The sequence below is a fragment of the Modestobacter sp. Leaf380 genome (assembly GCF_001424485.1).
Classification (GTDB): domain Bacteria; phylum Actinomycetota; class Actinomycetes; order Mycobacteriales; family Geodermatophilaceae; genus Klenkia.
On record NZ_LMQC01000021.1, the window covers coordinates 94,876 to 115,115 of the forward strand.

Annotated in this window: 18 protein-coding genes; 2 read left to right on the forward strand and 16 right to left on the reverse strand. The window is 74.9% G+C overall.

The window, feature by feature from the left end; all coding sequences use genetic code 11:
- Nucleotides 1–28 precede the first annotated feature (28 nt).
- The 7 genes from ASG41_RS18430 to ASG41_RS18460 form a co-directional block, all read right to left on the reverse strand.
- A complete protein-coding gene (locus tag ASG41_RS18430) occupies nt 29–814 on the reverse strand; it encodes a polyprenol monophosphomannose synthase (RefSeq protein WP_056298584.1) in 786 nt (261 codons plus the stop codon).
- The gene (gene lnt / locus ASG41_RS18435; protein WP_157519526.1) at nt 811–2,445 is read right to left on the reverse strand and encodes an apolipoprotein N-acyltransferase; all 1,635 of its coding nucleotides are present in this window, start codon (nt 2,443–2,445) and stop codon (nt 811–813) included. The genes ASG41_RS18430 and lnt overlap by 4 nt, the downstream gene beginning before the upstream one ends.
- Nucleotides 2,446–2,753: 308 nt before the next feature.
- Nucleotides 2,754–3,143 carry a hotdog domain-containing protein gene (locus ASG41_RS18440; protein ID WP_200939091.1) on the reverse strand — a complete coding sequence of 130 codons (390 nt, stop codon included), beginning with the start codon at nt 3,141–3,143 and terminating at the stop codon, nt 2,754–2,756.
- Nucleotides 3,140–3,925: an OAM dimerization domain-containing protein gene (locus tag ASG41_RS18445; protein ID WP_082557104.1), complete on the reverse strand. Its 786-nt coding sequence runs from the start codon at nt 3,923–3,925 to the stop codon at nt 3,140–3,142. Before ASG41_RS18445 ends, ASG41_RS18440 begins: the two co-directional genes overlap by 4 nt.
- A complete protein-coding gene (locus ASG41_RS18450) occupies nt 3,922–5,490 on the reverse strand; it encodes a lysine 5,6-aminomutase subunit alpha (RefSeq protein WP_056298592.1) in 1,569 nt (522 codons plus the stop codon). Before ASG41_RS18450 ends, ASG41_RS18445 begins: the two co-directional genes overlap by 4 nt.
- Complete coding sequence (locus tag ASG41_RS18455; RefSeq protein WP_056298596.1) at nt 5,487–7,001, reverse strand: amidohydrolase; 1,515 nt, start codon at nt 6,999–7,001, stop codon at nt 5,487–5,489. The genes ASG41_RS18450 and ASG41_RS18455 overlap by 4 nt, the downstream gene beginning before the upstream one ends.
- Nucleotides 6,998–8,023: an L-erythro-3,5-diaminohexanoate dehydrogenase gene (locus ASG41_RS18460; RefSeq protein ID WP_235564908.1), complete on the reverse strand. Its 1,026-nt coding sequence runs from the start codon at nt 8,021–8,023 to the stop codon at nt 6,998–7,000. Before ASG41_RS18460 ends, ASG41_RS18455 begins: the two co-directional genes overlap by 4 nt.
- Before the next feature lie 140 nt (nt 8,024–8,163).
- On the opposite strand from ASG41_RS18460, the gene ASG41_RS18465 reads away from it, so the two are divergent.
- Nucleotides 8,164–9,573, forward strand: a complete 1,410-nt coding sequence (locus tag ASG41_RS18465) for a KamA family radical SAM protein (protein ID WP_056298599.1) — start codon at nt 8,164–8,166, stop codon at nt 9,571–9,573.
- Between the two features lie 40 nt (nt 9,574–9,613).
- Here ASG41_RS18465 and ASG41_RS18470 read toward each other — a convergent pair whose 3' ends face one another.
- The 4 genes from ASG41_RS18470 to ASG41_RS18485 form a co-directional block, all read right to left on the reverse strand.
- Nucleotides 9,614–10,483 carry a 1-acyl-sn-glycerol-3-phosphate acyltransferase gene (locus ASG41_RS18470; protein WP_056298601.1) on the reverse strand — a complete coding sequence of 290 codons (870 nt, stop codon included), beginning with the start codon at nt 10,481–10,483 and terminating at the stop codon, nt 9,614–9,616.
- An 84-nt stretch (nt 10,484–10,567) separates the two neighbouring features.
- Nucleotides 10,568–11,653, reverse strand: a complete 1,086-nt coding sequence (locus ASG41_RS18475) for an Rv2578c family radical SAM protein (protein WP_056298604.1) — start codon at nt 11,651–11,653, stop codon at nt 10,568–10,570.
- 90 nt (nt 11,654–11,743) lie between these two features.
- Nucleotides 11,744–12,106: a nuclear transport factor 2 family protein gene (locus ASG41_RS18480; RefSeq protein ID WP_082557105.1), complete on the reverse strand. Its 363-nt coding sequence runs from the start codon at nt 12,104–12,106 to the stop codon at nt 11,744–11,746.
- A complete protein-coding gene (locus ASG41_RS18485; RefSeq protein ID WP_056299080.1) occupies nt 12,103–12,546 on the reverse strand; it encodes an Lrp/AsnC family transcriptional regulator in 444 nt (147 codons plus the stop codon). The genes ASG41_RS18480 and ASG41_RS18485 overlap by 4 nt, the downstream gene beginning before the upstream one ends.
- Nucleotides 12,547–12,867: 321 nt before the next feature.
- Here ASG41_RS18485 and ASG41_RS18490 point away from each other — a divergent pair, with 321 nt between their 5' ends.
- A complete protein-coding gene (locus ASG41_RS18490) occupies nt 12,868–13,785 on the forward strand; it encodes a 5'-3' exonuclease H3TH domain-containing protein (RefSeq protein ID WP_056299082.1) in 918 nt (305 codons plus the stop codon).
- 63 nt (nt 13,786–13,848) lie between these two features.
- Here the strand turns inward: ASG41_RS18490 and ASG41_RS18495 are convergent, their stop codons facing one another.
- The 5 genes from ASG41_RS18495 to tatA all read right to left on the reverse strand — a co-directional run bounded on the left by ASG41_RS18495 (nt 13,849) and on the right by tatA (nt 20,207).
- Nucleotides 13,849–14,979: a DUF4333 domain-containing protein gene (locus tag ASG41_RS18495; protein ID WP_056298611.1), complete on the reverse strand. Its 1,131-nt coding sequence runs from the start codon at nt 14,977–14,979 to the stop codon at nt 13,849–13,851.
- 178 nt (nt 14,980–15,157) lie between these two features.
- Nucleotides 15,158–18,019 (reverse strand): RNA helicase, encoded by a 2,862-nt coding sequence (locus ASG41_RS18500; protein WP_056298614.1) that lies wholly within the window; start codon nt 18,017–18,019, stop codon nt 15,158–15,160.
- Between the two features lie 29 nt (nt 18,020–18,048).
- On the reverse strand, nt 18,049–18,942 hold the full coding sequence (locus ASG41_RS18505; RefSeq protein WP_056298618.1) for a diacylglycerol kinase family protein: 894 nt from the start codon (nt 18,940–18,942) through the stop codon (nt 18,049–18,051).
- Between the two features lie 4 nt (nt 18,943–18,946).
- The gene (gene tatC / locus ASG41_RS18510) at nt 18,947–19,867 is read right to left on the reverse strand and encodes a twin-arginine translocase subunit TatC (protein ID WP_235564909.1); all 921 of its coding nucleotides are present in this window, start codon (nt 19,865–19,867) and stop codon (nt 18,947–18,949) included.
- Between the two features lie 19 nt (nt 19,868–19,886).
- Nucleotides 19,887–20,207, reverse strand: coding sequence for a Sec-independent protein translocase subunit TatA (gene tatA / locus ASG41_RS18515; protein WP_056298625.1), 321 nt, complete (start codon nt 20,205–20,207; stop codon nt 19,887–19,889).
- Nucleotides 20,208–20,240 lie beyond the last annotated feature (33 nt).

A 20,240-nucleotide genomic window follows, 5' to 3' on the forward strand; every position in this document is an offset into this window, starting at 1 on the left:
GCTCCCTCTCTCCGGCCGCAGGCGGAGGTCAGCGACCCCCGGCGACCTGCGATCGTGCCGGTACCGGCCGGGACACCCGACCGGGCAGCCGGTCGGCCACCCGGTCCAGGACACCCCACCAGGTGACCCGGGCCAGTGCCTCTCCAACGATCGAGGAGCTCATCTTGCTCCTGCCCGCGGCACGTTCGGTGAAGACGATCGGCACCTCGACCACCCGGGCCCCGCTGCGGACCGCCCGCCAGGCCCAGTCGACCTGGAAGCAGTAGCCCTGGCTGGCCACCTCCTCGAAGGGCAGCCGGGCCAGCAGGTCGGCCCGCGCGGCCCGGAACCCGCCGGTCGCGTCGGTGAGGGGCAGCCGCAGCGCCCACCGGGTGTAGACGTTCCCGACCCGGGAGATGGCCAGCCGGAACCACGGCCAGTCCTCGACCCGGCCGCCGGGCAGGTACCGGGAGCCCAGCACGAGGTCGGCGTCCTCCAGCGCGGCCAGCAGGTCCGGCAGCTGCTCCGGCGGGTGCGACCCGTCGGCGTCCATCTCGACGACGACCGGCCAGCCCTGGGCCCGCGCCCAGGCGAAGCCGGCGACGTAGGCCGGGCCCAGCCCGGACTTCTCGGTGCGGTGCAGCACGTGCACCCGCTCGTCGGCCTGCGCCAGCGCGTCGGCGAGCGCGCCGGTGCCGTCGGGTGAGCCGTCGTCGACGACCAGCGCGTGCGCGGTGGGGACGGCGGCGTGCAGCCGGTCCAGCACCCCGGCCAGGCTCTCGACCTCGTTGTACGTGGGGACGACGACCAGCACGCGGTCGCTCGGGGAGGTCACGCCGGGGTTCGTCGCAGAGCCCGGCGGCGGATGACCCCCGAGCCCACGGCACCGGCGAGTGCGGCGACACCCAGTGCGGTCAGCACCCACTCCGGTCCGGCGCCGACGCGGGAGGCGAGGGTCCGACCGTCCCGCTGGGCGATCTCCTCCACGAAGGTCGCCGCGGTGAACAGCCCGGAGCTGCGGACCAGGGTGCCGTCGGGGGCGATGACGGCGCTGATCCCGCTGGTGGAGGCCATCACGACCGACCGGCCGAACTCGACGGCACGCAGCCGGCCCATGGCCAGCTGCTGGGGGCTCTCGTCGGTGTAGCCGAAGGTGGCGTTGTTGGTCTGGACGACCAGCATGGTGGCCCCGGCGTCGACGACGTCGCGGACCAGGCCGTCGTAGGCGACCTCGAAGCAGATGACGTCCCCGATGCGGGCGCCGCCGACGTCCAGGGTGCCCACGCCCTCGCCGGCGGCGAAGTCGTTGCGGACCAGGTCGACCTGGGAGCTGAAGAACCGGAAGAAGTCGCGGTGGGGGATGTACTCGGCGAAGGGCACCGGGTGGCGCTTGACGTAGGTGTCCCCCGGCCCGGTCTCGGGATCCCAGACGATCGCGGTGTTGCTGAGGAACTCACCCGGGCCGCTGACGACGGCACCGACCAGGATCGGGGCGCCGATGGCGCGGGCGGCGGTGCTGATGGCCGCGGCCGCGTCGGCGTTGCGGTAGGGGTCGATGTCGGAGCTGTTCTCCGGCCAGACGACGAGGTCGGGCTGGGCCACCTCGCCGGTGTCGACCTGCAGCGCCAGCGCCTGGGTCTCCTGCACGTGGTTGTCCAGCACCGCCCGGCGCTGGGCGTTGAAGTCCAGGCCGGCCCGGGGCACGTTCCCCTGGACGACGGCGACGACCCGGGTGGGTCCACCCTCGGTCAGCGAGGCGCCGGGCAGCGGCAGCGCAGCGACCCAGCCCAGGACCGGCACCGCGAGGGCGGCGACGACGGCCGCGGCCCCGGCGCGGACGGCGGGCGCGCGCAGCGCGTCCGTGCGGCGGGCGCGGAGGAGGGCGAGCACCGCGGCGGCGAGCAGCGTGCCGGTGAGGGCGACGGCGAAGCTGACCAGCGCGGTCCCGCCGTAGGCGGCCAGCCCGGTGAAGGGCCCCTCCGCCTGGCTGAAGGCCAGCCGTCCCCAGGGGAAGCCGCCGAAGGGCCAGCGGCCGCGCACGGCCTCCTGGCCCACCCAGAGCGCTGCTGCCCACAGCGGCCAGCCGCGGACGCCGGCGGTGACGGCGAGCGCGCCGCCCAGCACCGCGACGTAGAGCGACTCGGCGGTGGCCAGCGCCAGCCAGGGGAACGACCCGACGTAGACGCCGGTCCAGGACAGCAGGGGGACGAAGAAGGCCAGGCCGTGCACGAGGCCCAGCCAGAGCCCGGTGCGGAAGCGGGTGCCGCGGACGGCGAGGGACAGCGTCGCCGGCCCGACCAGAGCCAGCCAGGAGAGGTCGAAGCCGGGGAACGCGAAGAACAGGGCGAGGCCACCGCCCGCGGCCAGCAGCGTGCGGCCCAGCAGCGCGGTGGCCGGGCGGCGGGTGCGGGGGGTGTCGTCGTCGGCGGGCGGGACCGCCCGTTCGACCGTGCCGGTCGCTGCCACTGCCGGCACTCCCCTCGCTGGTCCGCGCCGGGCGGCGCGGGACCACCAGCATCCCACCCGGGGGGCGGGGGCCGGCGTCAGCTCCCCGGCGACGGCACCCCGCGCCTTCGGGCCGTCGGACCGGACGCCGGTTGCGTCCGCACCCGTCGTTGTCTGGTGGCGCGGGGTGCCGCCCGGGTGGCCCCGAGACAGGTCGGGACCGCATCGTGCGAGCGGTCAGACCCTAGGAGCCGACACGCCGGACGGACAGGTCATCGGGACACCAGCGGCAGGCCGTGACCCAAATGTGACCGAGTCGCTGCCGTGCGTCACGACGCTTCCGGCACGACGAGGGTGGCGGTGGCCTCCACCACGCGGAGCGGCGGGTCCAGCACGCCCGCCGCCGACGGGCCCCGCGCGGGCTCCGCGCGGGCGACGACGTCGGCCCAGCAGCGCAGCGTCCGGCTGCGCCGGCCGACCCGGACCACCTCGCAGGAGGCCTCCAGCACGTCGCCGGCCTGCACCGGTCCCAGGAAGCGGACCTCGCTGTACCCGGCGAGCAGCCCCTCGTCGCCGTCCCCGACGACCGCGACCTCGGTGGCGACGTCGCCGAACAGGCCCAGGGTGTAGGCGCCGTCGACCAGCGAGCCGCCGTAGTGGGCGTGCGCGTGCGGCACGTACCGGCGGTGGGTGACGGTCAGTCCGACGGTGGCGCTCACGCGGCGGTCTCCTCAGGGGCGGGGGCGGGGGCGGGGACGAGGGCGGGGTCCGGGGTCGGGGCGGGCAGCAACGCGGAGACGAGGTAGGAGGCCACCTCGCCGGGGGTGGTGCCACGGCCGAAGACCTTGTCCACGCCGAGCTCACCGGCCATCGCGGGGTCGAAGCGGGGGCCGCCGACGACCAGCAGCGGACGCTCGGGCCCCATCGCCTCGCGGAACGCCCCGGCCAGCTCCCGGGTGTTGCGCAGGTGCGCGTCCTTCTGGGTGACCACCTGGCTGACCAGCACGGCGTCGGCGCGGGCGGCACGTGCCTGGCCCACCAGTTCCGGGACGGTGACCTGGGCGCCGAGGTTGGCGACGTCCATCTCCCGGTAGTACTCCAGGCCCTTCTCCCCCGCGAAGCCCTTGAGGTTGAGGATCGCGTCGATGCCGACGGTGTGCGCGTCGGTGCCGATGCAGGCGCCCATCACCACCAGCTTGCGGTGCAGCCGGGACTTGATGGCGCCGTTGACCTCGCTGGGGCTCAGCAGCGGGTAGGCCCGCTCCTCGACCTCCACGAGGTCGGTGTCGACCAGGTGGGACACCGACCCGTAGACGACGAAGAAGGTGAAGTCGGTGCCGATGCCGTGGCTGTGCACGACCATGGCCGGGGCGATGCCCATCTTGGTGGCCAGCTGCAGCGCGGCGCCCTCGGCGCGGGGGCCGGGCGGGACGGGCAGGGTGAACGAGGTCTGCACCATGCCGTCGCCGGTGGTGTCGCCGTAGGGACGGACGATGGTCATCGGGCCTCCATCAGCTCGGTGGCCGGGTCCAGGTGACCGGGGGCCTTGACGACGACGCCGTCCAGGCCCTTGCCGCGGTCGGCCGGGCGCTTGGTGATGCCGAACGTGCCGGCGGCGATCGAGGGCAGCAGCCCGTCGGCGGTGATCCGCTCCAGCAGGTCGACGGCCTCGCCGAGCACGGTGTGCGCCCGGGTGTCGATGAACCCGCCGGGCGGGGGTGCGAAGTCCTCGCCGAGTCCCCCGGCGGCGTCCAGCACGTAGCGCACGTTGCGCAGCGCCAGGTCCCGGTCGGACAGCCACGGGGTGACGACGGCCTCGGTCATCATCCCGACCAGCAGGATCGACTGACCGGTGAGCATCCCGGCCAGGTTGAAGAAGCCGTCCAGCAGGTAGCCGCCGAACACGTCGCCGGTCATGTGCTTGGTGGGCGGCATCCACTTGAGCGGTGCGTCGGGGAACAGCGAGCGGGCCAGCATGGCGTGCGCGAGCTCCAGCCGGAAGGACTCCGGGACGGCCGGGTTGATCTCGAAGGCGTGGCCCAGGCCCAGCTGCCAGTCCTCGAGCCCGGCCTCGCGGGCGAAGCGCTCGTTGAGCAGCTGGCTGACCGTGACGGTGTGCGCCTCGTCGACGGCGTCGGCGGTGGTGAGGTAGTTGTCCTCGCCGGTGTTGATGATGATCCCGGCGCGGGCGTGCACCATCCGGCTGAACCGCTGGTCGACGAAGGTGCGGATCGGGTTGATGTCGCGGAAGAGGATGCCGTACATCGCGTCGTTCAACATCATGTCCAGCCGCTCCAGCCCGGCCAGCGCGGCGATCTCGGGCATGCACAGCCCCGAGGCGTAGTTGGTCAGCCGGACGTAGCGGCCCAGCTCCGCGCTGACCTCGTCGAGCGCGGCCCGCATCAGCCGGAAGTTCTCCTGGGTGGCGTAGGTGCCGGCGTACCCGGTGCGGGTGGCGCCCTCGGGCACGTAGTCCAGCAGGGACTGCCCGGTGGACCGGATGACGGCGATGACGTCGGCGCCGGCCCGGGCGGCGGCCTGGGCCTGCGGGATGTCCTCGTAGATGTCGCCGGTGGCCACGATCAGGTAGACCCAGGGACGTCGCGGCGGGTCGCCGTGGGTGGCCACCAGCTCCTCCCGCCGGCGGCGGGCGTCGTCCACCCGGCCCAGTCCGGCGCCGACGGCGGCCAGCGCTGCCTCCCGGGCCCGGTCGGCGTCCCCACCGGTGGGGACGGCGAAGCGGGCGGTGCCGGCGCCGACCTGCTCGGCCACGTCCTGCAGGCTCCCCGCCCGGCCCGAGGAGATCGCGTCCCAGACGGGCAGGGCGACGCCGTGCTCGAGGCCGACCTGCTCGCGGACGGTGTCGACCACCCGGTTCACCCAGGGGATCTCGCCCTCGCCGGTCACCGGGTCGGTGCCCTCCAGCCCGGCCAGCCGGAGCACCGCGCGCTCCACGGACACGGTGGTGTGCTGCCCGGCCAGGTCGATCACCGGCTGCGCGGCGCGGGCGGCGAGCTCCCGGGCGCGGGTGACCAGGGCGGGGTCCAGCGTCAGGCGGGCGCTCACGGTCCTCCTCGGACGACGTCACCGGCGACGAGCAGGCCGCGGCTGGTGGGCCGGGCGCGCTCGGCGAGCACCCCGGACAGGGTCAGGTCGGTGGCCCACAGCGCCAGGTGCGCGGGTGCGCCGACGGCCAGCGGGCCCTCGGGGTGCTCGGCGCGGGCGGCGTGCCAGCCGCCGTGGGTGGCGGCGTCGTAGGCGTCGAAGGGGCGCAGCCCCGCGCCCGGCGTGCGGTGGTCGACCGCGGCGTGCACGCCGCCCCACGGGTCCAGCGGGGTCACGGGGGCGTCGCTGCCCAGTGCGATGGCGACCCCGCCGTCGGACAGGTCGGCCAGCGGGTTGCAGTCCAGCGCGCGCTCGACGCCCAGCCGCTCGGCGTACATGCCGGCGTCCCCGCCCCAGGCGGCGTCGAAGGCCGGTTGCACGCTGGCCACGACGCCCCAGCGGCGCATCTCCTCGATGGCGTCGGGGCCGACCATCTCCACGTGCTCCAGCCGGTGCCGGCAGGCCCGGACGGCGTCCCGGCCCAGCAGCTCCCCCACCGCGGCGACGGCGGCCAGCACCTGGTTCACGGCGGCGTCGCCGATGCAGTGGAAGCCGGCCTGGACGCCGGCGGCGGTGCAGGCGCGGACGTGCTCGACCAGCTGGGCGGTCTCGAAGCGCAGCGCGCCGGAGGTCTCCGGCCGGTCGGTGTAGGGGGTGGACAGCGCGGCGGTGTGCGAGCCGAACGCGCCGTCGCAGAACAGGTCACCCCCGGCGCCGGACAGGCCCAGCTCCCGGACGACGTCCAGCCCGCCGCGCTCGGACAGCTCACCCCACCAGCCCAGCACGAGCGGCCCGGGCACCTGGCGGCTCAGCGCGAGCACCCCGGCCAGGTCCTCGGCGCTGGAGACCTCGGGTCCACCCATCTCGTGCAGGCAGCCGATGCCCAGGTCGGCGGCCAGGTCCAGGGTGGCCCGCTGGGCCGCCGTGCGCTGGCCGGGGTCGACGGCGCCGTAGGCGGCCTGTCGGGCGGCGTGGTGGGCGTCCAGGCGCAGCCGGCCGTCTGCGGCGAAGCCGGGCAGGTCGGTGATCCCCGGGACCCGGTCCAGCAGGGCGGTGGAGACCGTGGCGGAGTGCACGTCGACGCGGGCCAGGTAGGCCGGCCGGTCGCCGACGACGGCGTCCAGGTCGTGCCGGGTCAGGGCCCGGCCCTCGGGCCAGGCGGTCTCCTCCCACCCGGTGCCCAGCACGATGCCGGTCGGGTGCGCGGCGACGTGCGCGGCGACGGCGGCCAGCGCCGACCGCAGGCTGTCCGCGCCGTGCAGGTCCAGCCCGGTGAGCGCCAGGCCGGTGGCCGTGGCGTGCACGTGCGCGTCGACGAACGCCGGGGTCAGCAGCGCTCCCCTGCCGTCCAGGGTGCGGGCTGCCGGTGGTGCGTCCGTGGTCGGCCCGACCCAGGCGATCGCGCCGTCGACGACGTGCACCGCGCGCCCGCGGGCGTCGCCGACCGTGACGTCGGTGAGCAGGGTGCTCACGGGTGGACGCGGGGGTCGATCAGGGCCCGCACGCCGGGGGTCCGGCGGTACAGGTCCAGGGCCAGGGCGGCGTGCCCCGGCGTGTAGCCGTTCCCGATCAGCATCGTCACGTCCGCTGCCATCCCCTCGGCGCCCAGGGCCGCCGCCGGGAAGGAGGTGGCCATGGAGAAGAAGACCACGGTGCCCCCGTCGGCCGTCGCGAGGACCGCCCCGTGTTCGGCGCCGGGGACGTCGACGCAGACGACGGTGACGTCGACCGGCTCGCCGACGGCGGCGGCGACCGCGAGCGGGTCGGTGGCATCGGCGACGACGACCTCGTCGGCGAGACCGGCGGCCCGCAACGCGGCGGCCTCCCGGTCGTCGCGCACCAGGCCGACCACCCGGCGGGCGTGCGCGTCCCGGGCCGCGGCCAACGACAGGCAGCCGGACTTGCCGGCCGCCCCCACGACCAGCACCGAGGACCCGCGGCGGACCACCCGCTCGGTGGCCGCCGGTGCCCCGCAGACGTCGAGCAGGGCCAGCGCCACCGGCTCGGGCAGGTCCTCGGGCAGCACCGCGGCGATGGAGCGGGCGAAGAGCACGGCGGTGCCCCGGGCGGGCACCTGCTCGCCGCGGCCGTCCCAGCGGGTCAGGCCGTCGTCGATGCGCAGCGGGGTGAGGGTGAGCGAGACCAGGGTGGCCACCCGGTCGCCGACGGCCAGGCCCAGCGGTGAGTCGTCGCCGGCCTCGGCCACGGTCCCGATGAGCATCCCGCCGGACCCGGTGACCGGGTTCTGCATCTTGCCGCGCTCGGCCACGATCGCCAGCACGGCCGCCCGGACGGCGTCCCCGTCGCCGTCGTGGGCCTCGGTGAGCTGCCGGAAGGAGGCGGCGTCGAGGTTGAGCCGCTCGACGTCGATGCGGACCTCGTCGGGCCCGGTGGGGGCGTCGGGGTCCAGCCGGCGGGCGGCCTGGGGCAGCACCCCGGCCGGCTCCAGCACCCGGTGCACACCCAGGGCGCGCTGCACCGCCGTCGTCGACACCTGTGTCTCCTTGCTCCATCGGGGGCTCCTGCCGGAGAACCTAGCGCGTTGTGTGACTTTCGCCGTAGTTCTTCCCGTACCGTTCCCGTGTCGCCACCGGACCGGCCGGTCCGACCGCAGGACCACCGCAGGAGGACGCCGTGCTGGAGCAGCCCTACGAGTACCGCGCACGGGAGCTCGTCGAGCCCGACTGGCGGCGGCTGCCCGGGTTCGCCGACGTCACCGGGGCCCAGTGGCGCAGCGCCCAGTGGCAGCGGGTCAACTGCGTGAAGAACCTGCGCCAGCTGCGCGGGGTCTACGGCGACCTGCTCGACGAGTCCTTCTACGCCGACGTCGAGGCCGACCAGGCCGGCCGCGCGACGATGTCGCTGCTGCTGCCGCCGCAGATGCTCAACACGATCGTGCCCGACGCCGTCCCCACGACCGCGGCGGTGCTCGCCGACCCGGTGCGCCGGTACATGCTCCCGGTCGCCTCCGACCGGTACGCGGGGAGCGCGGCCAGCCACCCGCACGCCGCGCGCGACTCCCTGCACGAGCACGAGATGTGGGCCGTCGAGGGCCTGACCCACCGCTACCCCACGAAGGTGCTGGCCGAGCTGCTGCCCACCTGCCCGCAGTACTGCGGGCACTGCACCCGGATGGACCTCGTGGGCAACTCCACGCCGGCGGTCACCAAGCTCAAGTTCGACCTCAAGCCGGTCGACCGGCAGGCCGAGATGCTGGCCTACCTGCGGGCCACCCCTGGCGTCCGGGACGTCGTCGTCTCCGGCGGCGACGTGGCGAACCTGCCGTTCAAGAACCTGGAGACCTTCGTCTCGGGCCTGCTGGAGATCGAGTCCGTGCGCGACGTCCGGCTGGCCACCAAGGCGCTGATGGGCATGCCCCAGCACTGGCTGCAGGACGACGTCGTCGCCGGGATGACCCGACTGGCCACCACCGCGCGCTCCCGTGGGGTGTCCCTCGCCGTGCACACGCACGTCAACGCCGCGCAGTCGGTGACGCCGCTGGTCGCCGAGGCCGCTCAGGCGATGCTCGCCGCCGGGGTCCGCGACGTGCGCAACCAGGGCGTGCTGCTGCACGGGGTCAACGACACCGCCGGCCAGCTGCTGGACCTGTGCTTCGCCCTGCTCGACGGTGCCGGCATCACGCCCTACTACTTCTACATGTGCGACATGATCCCGTCGGCCGAGCACTGGCGGGTCGCGCTGGGGACGGCGCAGACTCTGCAGCACGACCTGATGGGCTACCCGCCCGGCTTCGCGACCCCGCGGATCGTCTGCGACGTGCCCTACGTCGGGAAGCGCTGGGTGCACCAGGTCGCCGAGTACGACCGGGTCCGCGGGATCAGCTGGTGGACCAAGAACTACCGCACCGGCATCGAGCGCACCGACGAGGCCGCGCTGGACCGCCGGTACACCTACTACGACCCGATCCACACCCTGCCCGAGGCCGGACAGCAGTGGTGGGCCGAGCGGGCGGTGGACCCGGTCGCCGCCGAGATGGCCGCCGTGGCCTCCCGCGAGGCGTCGGTCGCCCAGCTCCTGGGGTGAGCCCGGCCCCGGCTCGGCCGGTCGCGCCGGCGGCGGCGCACTAGCGCCGGCGCAGCGAGCCCAGCAGGTGCTTCGCGCGGGCCGGCAGGCTCGTCCGCGGGCCCTTGACCGCGGTGCCCCGGACGTCGTGCACGTCGAGCTCGTGCGCCTGCTCGGGCGTGGGGGCGGTGCCGCCCAGGTGCGCGGGCTGCCACCAGCGGTCGTCGTCGCCGGCGGGGACGTCGGGGTAGCCGGCCTGGGCCTCGGCGAGCAGGGCCTCCATGGCGACCTTGGTGCGACGCAGGATCGACTGCGCCCTCTCCCCCGGCTCGGGCACGATCGGCTCGCCGAGGAGCACGGTGACCGCGACGCCGCGCCTGAGGACGACGCTGTGGCCCTTGGTGGCGATCCGGTGCCCGCCCCAGACCGCGGCCGGGATGATCGGCACGCCGGCCTGCACGGCCATCCGCGCGGCGCCGGCCTTGAGGTCCTTGACGGTGAAGGAGCTGGAGATGGTCGCCTCGGGGAAGACCCCGACGACCTGGCCGTCCTTCAGCGCCTCCACGGCGACGTCGAAGGCCGCGGCGCCGGCTGTGCGGTCGACCGGGATGTGCTGCATGGCCCGCATGAAGGGCCCGGCGAACCAGTGCCCGAACACCGAGGCCTTGGCCATGAAGCGCACCAGCCGGTGCTGGGGCAGCGCGCCCAGGCCCAGGTAGGTGAAGTCGAAGTAGCTGACGTGGTTGCTGGCGATGACCGCGCCGCCCGTGGTCGGCACGTGCTCCTGGCCGCGGACGTCGAAGCGGAAGCCGAAGGCCGTGAAGACCACCAGGCAGACCCGGATGACGAACCGGTAGGGCCGGTCCCGCGGGTCCGGTGAGGGTCCGAAGAGGTCCCGGCGGATCACGTCGCGGAGGCTGGCCGTGTACATGCTGCGGACCCTAACGGCCGGTCGTGAGCCGTAGCCGGACGGCTCGGACGCGTTCCGCTGCCCCCTCGCCGTCCCGGCCCCCGCTCAGCACAACGACAGCTGCTCGGGCTCCACCCGGTCGCTGACCGCCACCGGCCGGTCGGGCAGCGACCCGCGGGGGAAGCTGGCCGCGTCGTCGCCGGGGAGGCCGCCGTCCAGGCCCCGGGCCGCTCCCCCGCTGTGCGCGTCCAGGCCGTGCGCGGCCAGCATCGGGGCCACCCGGGCAGCCAGCCAGGTCCGGTAGTCCGCGGACACGTAGGCCCCGCGGCCGTACATCGTGCGGTAGCGGCTGACCAGCCGGGGGTGCTCCCGGGACAGCCAGGTGGTGAACCACTCGCGGGCGCCCGGGCGCAGGTGCAGCGGCACCACGGTCACCCCGGTCGCCCCGGCCTCGGCGACCGCGGCGATCGCCTTCTCCAGGTGCTCGCGCTGGTCGGTCAGGCCCGGCAGCACCGGGGCCAGGAAGACCCCGCACGGCAGCCCGGCGTCGGTGATCTGCCGGACCAGCTCCAGCCGCGCCTTCGGTGTGGGCACCCCGGGCTCCAGCGAGCGGTGCAGCTCGTCGTCCCAGATGGCCAGCGAGACGCCCATGCCGATCGGCACGTCCCTGCTGGCCGCGGCCAGCAGCGGCAGGTCGCGGCGGGCCAGCGTCCCCTTGGTGAGGATCGAGAACGGGGTGCCCGACCGGGCCAGCGCCTCGATCACGCCCGGCATCAGCCGGTACCGGCCCTCGGCCCGCTGGTAGGGGTCGGTGTTGGTGCCCAGCGCGACGTGCTCGCGCTTCCACGACGCCCGGGCGAGCTCGCGGCGCAGCACCTCGACGATGTTGGTCTTGACCACGATCTCCTGGTCGAAGTCGGCCCCGGTGTCCAGCTCCAGCCACTCGTGGGTGCCGCGCGCGAAGCAGTAGACGCAGGCGTGGCTGCACCCTCTGAAGGTGTTGATCGTGTAGCCGAACGGCATGGCCGAGCCCTTGGGCACGGCGTTGAGCGCCGACTTGGACCGGACCTCGTGCAGGGTCAGGCCGGGGAACTCGGGCACCTGCAGGCTGCGCAGCAGGCCGGCGACGGTGGGCAGCCCGGGGAGCGTCGTGGGCTCCTCGAGGTCGAGCCGCTGGGCGTCCCATCGCATGCGCCCAGTCGAACACACGTTCGGGCCCTTGTCGACGAGCCGACGCCCGCTGCCCGTCCGTGTCGGTGGGGATGCCCGACCGCCGTCGGCTCAGGGTGGGGGTTCGCCGACGTCGAGGCGACCGACGAGGCCGTCGCGCACCGTCAGGGTGTGCAGCACCGTGGTGTCGGACAGCACGTCGCCATCGGTGTCCCGCACGACCTGGTGCACCGTCACCGCCAGTCCCCCGCCGGTCGCCCGGACCTCCAGGGGTCTGAGGGTGAGGCGGAGGTCGAGACCCTGCGCGGTCAGGTGCGCCGCGACGGCGTCCTGCCCCCGGACCCGGCCCCCGGACCAGGGCTCCGGCCAGTCGACGTCGGGGTGCAGGCACGCCACCACCGCGGGGACGTCGCCGACCGACCAGGCCGCGTACAGCGCCGGTACGTCCGGCGTCGACCCGGGGTGGAGGGTCAGAGCGGCGGCCGGTCCTCGTAGAAGGTCGTCAGCACGACCGTGGTCCGGGTCGTGACGTTCGCCGCCGCCCGGATCTCGGCCAGCAGGCCCTCCAGCGCGTCGGGTGAGGCCACCCGCACCTTGAGCATGTAGCTGTCGGGCCCGGCCACCGAGTGGCAGGCCTCGATCGCGGTCAGGTGCGCCAGCCTGGCGGGGGCGTCGTCGGGCTGGGCGACGTCGATGGGGGTGATCGACACGAAGGCCACCATCGGCAGGCCGACCGCCTTCGCGTCGACCTTCGCCGCGTAGCCCCTGATCAGCCCCCGCTGCTCGAGCCGGCGGACCCGCTGGTGCACCGCGGAGACCGAGAGGCCCACCTTCTCGGCCAGCTCGGTGTAGCTGGCCCGCCCGTCCCGGGCCAGTGCGGCCAGCAGCGCCCGGTCGACGTCGACCGCCCGCACCTCGACCGGCCGCGCCTCGACCGGCCGAGCCTCCAGCGGTGCGGCCGCGGGCACGGTGGCGAGGGGTTCAGCCGGCAGTTCGGTCGCGCTCACGGGGTCCCTCGTTCAGCAGTCGGAGGCCGTCCTCGGAGCTGACGGCCGGGTCCCCGAGCGGGGTCGAGGTGTGCAGCCTCCCGGGTCGTGACCAGCGCAGACACCCCAGCCGGGGTGGGCCCAGGGACGACGGCGGTCTGCACCCTCGCAGACTAGCCACGGGGTGTGACGGTCCCGATCGTCGTCCACAGTCGTTGTCAGGCCGTTACCGTCCCGGGCGTGACGACGATGCTGCTGGACGCGGCGAGCCTGTACTTCCGGGCCTTCTACGGGGTGCCCACGACGGTGACGGCCCCCGACGGCCGGCCGGTGAACGCCGTCCGGGGGTTCCTGGACATGACGGCGCGACTGGTCGTCGCGCACCGGCCGACCCGGTTCGTCGCCTGCTGGGACGACGACTGGCGGCCGGCCTTCCGCACCGACGCGGTGCCCTCGTACAAGGCGCACCGCCAGTCCGCCGAGGGCGGCGAGGAGGTCCCCGACGAGCTGGGCCCGCAGGTCCCGGTGCTCGTCGACGTGCTCGCGGCAGCCGGGTTGGAGCGGGTCGGTGCCCCCGGCTACGAGGCCGACGACGTGATCGGCACCCTGGCCACCCGGGCCCGCGGGCCGGTCGACGTGGTCACCGGGGACCGGGACCTGTTCCAGCTGGTGGACGACGCCCGCGGCGTCCGGGTGCTGTACACCGCCCGCGGCGGGATCGGTGACCTCGACCTGGTCGACGAGGGCGCGGTCGCCGCGAAGTACGGCGTGCCGGGGAGGTCCTACGCCGACTTCGCCGTCCTGCGCGGGGACCCCAGTGACGGCTTGCCCGGGGTCAAGGGCGTCGGGGAGAAGACCGCCGCCGCCCTGGTCAACGCCTTCGGGTCGCTGGCCGGCATCCGGGAGGCGGCCGCCCGGACGGCGGTGCCCAAGGCGCCGCTGACGGCGTCGGTGCTCAAGAAGCTGCACGAGGCCTCGGCCTACCTGGACGTGGCCCCGGCCGTGGTCGAGGTGGTCTGCGACATCGACATGCCGGCGGTCGAGGGTCACCTGCCCAGCCGCCCGGCCGACCCCGACCGGCTCACCCACCTGGCGGAGGAGCACGGCCTGCAGACCTCGGTCCGCCGGCTGGGTGCTGCCCTGGAGTGGCCCGGCTTCGTCGGCTGAGACGACGCCGGCCGGTCACCCCGGGGCGGGGTGACCGGCCGGGGCCGTCGGTGCGGGCTGGGGTCAGCCCTCCTGCCAGGTGTAGGCGGCGTCGTCGCTGGTGACCTCGATGGTGATCGAGACCTCCTCGTCGTCGCCGGTCGTGCCGGTGCAGGTGTAGGTCTCGCCGACCTCGACGGTCATGTCGTCGGGGCAGGACAGGTCGAGGGAGACGTTCTCGCGCTCCTCGAACTGGGCGGCCACGTCGCGCTGCACGGCCTGCGGGTCGAGCTTCGTGGAACCCAGGACCATCGGCAGGACGATCGCGGCCGCGATGACGACCAGGGCGAGTGCCGCCAACCCGATGATGAGACCCAGCGGCTTCTTCTTCGCCGGGGCCGCGGGTGCCCCGCCCCAGCCGCCGGCCTGACCCTGCTGGCCGTACGGGCCGGGCTGCCCGTAGGCGCCCTGCTGGCCGTACTGGCCCTGCCCGTACTGCTGGCCCTGCTGGCCCTGCCCGTACTGCTGGCCCGCGCCGTACTGACCGGGCTGGCCCTGGCCGTACTGCTGACCGCCGGGGCCGTACTGACCCTGCTGGCCGGGCTGCTGCCCGTACTGGCCCTGCTGGCCGGGCTGCCCGTAGCCGGGCTGGCCGTACTGCTGGGCCGGCTGCCCGTACTGCGGGGAGGGACCGGCGGACGGTGTCCCCGAGGGGCCCTGCTGGCCCCAGGCGGACGGAGCGCCCCCGTACTGGCCCTGCCCGACGGGCGGGGACTGGTCACCCGGGCCCGAGGCCCAGCCACCCGCCCCCGACTGCTGGCCGCCCTGCGACCACGAGGACTGCGGCGGACCCGACTGCGACGGCGAGGACTGTGACGACGGTGCGCCACCGGACCAGCTGGAAGCACTGGACGAACCGGTGTTCGGCCCCTGCCCCTGTCCCTGTGCACCCGACCAGCCACCGGACTGCCCCCAGCCGGACGCACCCGGCTGCCCGCCGGACTCACCCTGCGGGTCGCGCAGCGGGATCATCCGGGTGGAGCCGGGACCGTCGTCGGGACCCTGCGGAGGGGTGCTGTCGGCACCCTCGGCCGGGGACCCGCCGGTGGGCGCCGAGCCGTCGGACCCCTGGCCGGTCCACCACGGCGTCTCGGCCGGGCGCTCCGGGGTCTGGTCCCCGTGCTGCTGGTCGCCACCCTGCGGCGGGTTGGTCATCGTCGCTCCCTCGGTACGTGTGGCTCGCGTCGCCCGGTGGACGACGTCCCGGACGTGGGATGCGCCGCCCGGACGGCACGATTGTCCACCACACCCCCTCCCGGCACCGGGCGAACCGCGACGGGCCGGCGGGGGCGGCGACGGGTGGGTGACGGGTGGGTGATGACGGCCGGGTGGCTCAGCCGGAGACGGCGACCGCCACGACGCCCCGCCGGACGCGGTCGACGGCGGCCCGGGCCACCCCGGCGACGGGCCCGTCGGCGACCTTGGCCAGCTGATCGAGCAGGTCGACCAGCTGCCGCGCCCAGCGGACGAAGTCCCCGCCGGAGAGCTCGGTGCCGGCCTCCTCCGCGCCGGCCAGCACCCGGTCGAGGGTCTGCCCGTCCGCCCAGCGGTAGGCCGCCCAGGCGAACCCCAGGTCCAGGTCGCGGCTGGGGCGCACGCCGTGGTCGGACTCGACGGCCCGCAGGTCGACCTGCACCCGCCGCATCGCCGCGATGCTGGCCGCGACGGGCCCCGCCGGCACCGAGGGCTGCGCCGGGGACTCCCGCCGGGCCTCGAAGACCAAGGTGGACACGCACGCGGCCAACTGCGCGGGGTCCAGGCCCGTGAAAGCCCCGGCGCGCAGGCACTCCGCGGTCAGCAGGTCGGCCTCGGACCAGATGCGGGCCAGCCGCCGGCCGTCCGGGGTCACCACGGGCGCCTCCACCGACGGGTGCGGCCCGGGCGTGTCCACGTCCGCCGCGGACGGCGCGTCGGGCAGCAGGTAGCCCAGCTGCTCGAGCACGTCGCAGGTCCGGTCGAACTGCCGGGTGAGCGAGCCGGTGCGCTCGTCCATCCGGCGGCGCAGGTCCTCGGCCTCCCGCAGCGACCGCAGCCACCGGTCGGCCCCCCGGACCCGCACCTCGCGGTCGGGCAGGGCGTGCACCGGGTGCTGGCGCAGGGCGTGCCGGAGGTCCGACAGCACCGGGTCCTCCCCGGCGGTCGAGCGGGCCCGGGTCTTCCGGGCACCCAGCTCGTTCTCGACCCGGGTCTCGCGCAGCACGGCCGCCAGGTCCCGGCGGGCGTGCGGGCTGCGGTGGTTGAACGCCTTGGGGATGCGCATCCGGGCCAACGCCTCGACGGGCGTGGGGAAGTCGATGGGCCCCAGCCGCCCCGCCCACTTGTCCTCGGTGAGCACCAGTGGTCGGGGGTCGCCCAGCTCGGTGATGCCGGGGTCCAGCACCACGGCCAGCCCCTGACGCCGCCCCGACGGGACCCGGACGACGTCCCCCGGCCGCAGCGCCATCAGTGCTTCGGCGGCCTCCAGGTGCCGGCGGGACTGGGTGTCGCGGGACAGCGCCTTCTCGCGCTCGCTGATCTCCTGGCGCAACCGGGCGTACCCCGCGACGTCACCCAGGTCGGTGCTGACCTGCGCCTGCAGCGCGAGGGCCTCCTCCTCGTGCCGGGCAGCCGAGCGGGCCAGGCCCACCACCGACCGGTCGGCCTGGAACTGGGCGAAGGAGGAGCCCAGCAGCTCACGGGCGTGCTCCCGGCCGAACGAGCCGACCAGGTTGACGGCCATGTTGTAGCTGGGCCGGAAGGAGGACCGCAGCGGGTAGGTGCGGGTGCTGGCGAGCCCGGCGACCGTGGCCGGGTCGACCCCGGGCGCCCACACGACGGCGGCGTGTCCCTCCACGTCGATGCCGCGCCGCCCGGCCCGGCCGGTGAGCTGGGTGTACTCCCCCGGCGTGACGTCGACGTGGGCCTCGCCGTTCCACTTGACCAGCTTCTCCAGCACCACGGTGCGAGCCGGCATGTTGATGCCCAGCGCCAGGGTCTCGGTGGCGAAGACGGCCTTGACCAGGCCCCGGACGAAGAGCTCCTCGACGGTCTCCTTGAACGCCGGGACCAGGCCGGCGTGGTGCGCCGCGAGCCCGGCGAGCAGGCCCTCCCGCCACTCCCAGAAGCCCAGCACGTGCAGGTCGGCGTCGTGCAGCGACCCGGTGTGCCGCTCGATGACCTCGGCGATCTCCGCCCGGTCGGCCTCGTCGGTGAGCCGCAGCCCCGAGCGCAGGCACTGCTCCACCGCCGCGTCACAGCCCTTGCGGCTGAAGACGAACGTGATCGCGGGCAGCAGCCCGGACCGGTCCAGTCGGGTGAGCACCTCGTCCCGGCCCGGTGGGACGTAGCGGGGGCGGTGGTCGTAGCGGTCCCGGGAGTCCCGGCCGCGCCGGCCCCCACCGCCGTGCCAGGAGTCCAGCCGGCGCTCCTGCTCCTTGACGTAGCGCACCAGCTCCGGGTCCACGACGGCCGACCCGCGCTGCCGGGTCGACAGCTCGCGCCCGGCCGGTGCGGCGTCCTCGGCGGCGACGTGTGCGACCGGCCGCAGTGCGAACAGGTCGAACAGCCGGCCGCCCACCAGCATGTGCTGCCACAGCGGGATGGGCCGGACCTCGCTGACCACCACCTTCGTGTCCCCGCGGACCGTGACCAGCCAGTCGGCGAACTCCTCGGCGTTGCTCACCGTCGCCGACAGCGACACCAGCGCCACGTCGTCCGGGAGGTGGATGATCACCTCCTCCCACACCGCGCCACGGAACCGGTCGGCCAGGTAGTGCACCTCGTCCATGACGACGTAACCCAGCCCGCGCAGCGCCGGGGAGTCGGCGTAGAGCATGTTGCGCAGCACCTCGGTAGTCATCACCACCACGGGGGCGTCCCCGTTGACCGCGTTGTCCCCGGTGAGCAGGCCGACCTTCTCCGGGCCGTAGCGGTCCACGAAGTCGGCGTACTTCTGGTTGGACAGCGCCTTGATCGGCGTCGTGTAGAACGCCTTGCGCCCCTCGGCCAGGGCCTTGTGCACCGCGAACTCGCCGACCACCGTCTTGCCGGCGCCCGTCGGCGCGCACACCAGGACGCCGGACCCGTCCTCGAGCGCCTCGCAGGCCTCGACCTGGAAGGGGTCCAGGCTGAACCCGAGGTCGACGGTGAAGTCGGAGAGCAGGGGGTGCCTCCCCCGGCGCCGGCTCGCTGCGTACCGCTCGGCAGGGCTGGACATGCCCCCACGGTAGGCGCTGGGTACGACACTCACCGACGGTCGGCGCCCACCACGGCCAGCGCCCCGGGGACGACGACGGTCTCCGCCGGCAGCCCGCCGACCGGTTCGCCGTCCGCCCAGGTGGTGAGGGCCGCGGCCGACGGTCCGGCGCCCTCGACCCGCACGGTGCGGGCCCGGTGCACGCTCACCGCGGGGTGCTCGACGTGCGTGCCGGCGGCCAGCCGGGGTCGGGTGCGGACCAGGTCGAGGCGGGTCACCGGCCCGATGACGGTGACGTCGAGCAGGCCGTCGCTGGGGTCCGCCGTGGGGCAGATGCGCAGTCCGCCGCCGTAGCAGGGGGTGTTGCCGACGGCGACCAGGGTGACCTCGTGGGAGGTGGCGACCCCGTCGAGCACCAGCCGGACGGCGCGCGGCCGCAACCGGGCCAGCTCGACGGCGATCGCCAGGTCGTAGCGGCGGGGGCCGCGCGGCCAGCGCAGCCGGTTGACCCGGTCGCTGACCACCGAGTCGAACCCGCAGCACAGCACGGTGGCCCACCAGCGGTCCCCGGTCCGGGCCAGGTCCAGCCGGGTGACGGCGCCGCGGGCCAGGTCGTCGACGGCCGCGCGGGCGGCGGCCACCGGGTCCGGGGGCACGCCGAGGGCCAGCGCCAGGTCGTTGCCCGTCCCGGCCGGCAGGACGCCCAGCGGGACGCAGGAGCCGGCCAGGCCCTGGACCGCGGCGTGCGCGACGCCGTCCCCACCGAGGGCCAGGACGGCGTCCAGACCAGGGGCCGTCCGGGCCACCAGGGCCTCAGCAGAGGCCCGGTCGGGGGCGAGGAGCGGGGTCAGCTCCACGTCGGCCAGCCGGGCCGTCACGGCGTCGACCACCCCGGCGGCGCGCCCGCGGCCGGCGGCGGCGTTCACCAGCAGGCCGACGCGCACGCCCTCAGTCCCGGGGTGGCGGGGGCTCGTCGTCCAGCCGGGAGGGGCTGGGGTCCAGCGGGGAGGCCTCGTCGTCGTCCAGGTCGTGGAAGCCGGCCAGGGCGTCGCGCTTGGCGCGGCGCTTGTCCACCAGCCGGGCGATCTGGATGGCGACCTCGAACAGCACGCACATGGGCAGCGCCATGAGCAGCAGGGTGAACGGGTCCTGGGTGGGGGTGATGAAGGCGGCGAAGACGATGGTGAGGAAGAAGATCCAGCGCCGGGACTTCGACAGCACCTCGTAGGACAGGACGCCGATCAGGTTGAGCGCGACCGCGATCAACGGCAGCTCGAAGGAGACGCCGAAGGCCAGCAGGATCGAGATGACGAACCCGATGTAGTCCTGCGCGGTCAGCGCGATCGTCACGTTCTCGCCGGCCAGCCCCAGCAGCAGGGTCAGGCCGGCCTTGAGGGAGATGTAGGCCAGCACGGCACCCAGCGCGAACAGCGAGCTCGCCGCCGCCACGAAGGTCACGCCGTACCGCTTCTCGTTGGCCTTCAGCCCCGGGGTGAGGAAGCCCCACACCTGCCACAGCCAGAACGGCGCGGACACCACGATGCCGGCGATGAACGCGATCTTCAGGCGGATCAGCGCACCGCCGAAGACGTCGGTGACCAGCAGCCGGCAGTCCTCGCCGTCGACGCCGGACTCCAGCCGGTTCTCCGCCGGCACCCCGCAGTAGGGGGCCCGGATGAACTGGCCCAGCCCGTGGTCGTACCACCAGAAGCAGACGGCGGTGCCGATCAGGATGAAGAACAGCGCGACGGCGATCCGGTTGCGCAGCTCCTTGAGGTGCGAGATCAGCGTCATCGTCGCTGCCTCGTCACGGGGCGGCTTCTTGCGCCGCCGACCGAGGCGCGGTCGGCTGGCCTCGGTCGTGCTCACCGGGCGGGGGTGACCGGGGTCAGCGGGGGCCGTCGACCGGGCTGGTGCCCGGCTGGGGCGCGTTCGCCCGGGCGCGGGCCTCGGCGGCGCGCGCCTCGGCGGCCCGGGCCTCGGCCTCGTAGTCCGGGGTGAGCGGGGCGGCCGGCGGGACGATCTCCCCGCGCACGGTCTTCGCCTCGTCCTTGCTGCGGACGTCGTCGTCCTTCATGCCCTTCATCTCGCCCTTGAAGATCCGCATGGAGCGGCCCAGCGAGCGGGAGGCGTCCGGCAGCTTCTTGTAGCCGAACAGCAGCAGGATGGCCAGGATGATCAGGCCGATCTCGAGCGGGCCGAGACTCACAGGGTCCTCCGTGGGGTGAGGGGGCTCCTCGCG

Coding starts and splice junctions, on each gene's coding strand:
- ASG41_RS18445 (WP_082557104.1), bottom strand. CDS start 3,925: ATGACCATCGTCCGTCCCTACGGCGACACCACCGGCGACGGCATGGTG.
- ASG41_RS18470 (WP_056298601.1), bottom strand. CDS start 10,483: ATGTACACGGCCAGCCTCCGCGACGTGATCCGCCGGGACCTCTTCGGA.
- ASG41_RS18475 (WP_056298604.1), bottom strand. CDS start 11,653: ATGCGATGGGACGCCCAGCGGCTCGACCTCGAGGAGCCCACGACGCTC.
- ASG41_RS18490 (WP_056299082.1), top strand. CDS start 12,868: ATGCTGCTGGACGCGGCGAGCCTGTACTTCCGGGCCTTCTACGGGGTG.
- ASG41_RS18495 (WP_056298611.1), bottom strand. CDS start 14,979: ATGACCAACCCGCCGCAGGGTGGCGACCAGCAGCACGGGGACCAGACC.
- ASG41_RS18500 (WP_056298614.1), bottom strand. CDS start 18,019: ATGTCCAGCCCTGCCGAGCGGTACGCAGCGAGCCGGCGCCGGGGGAGG.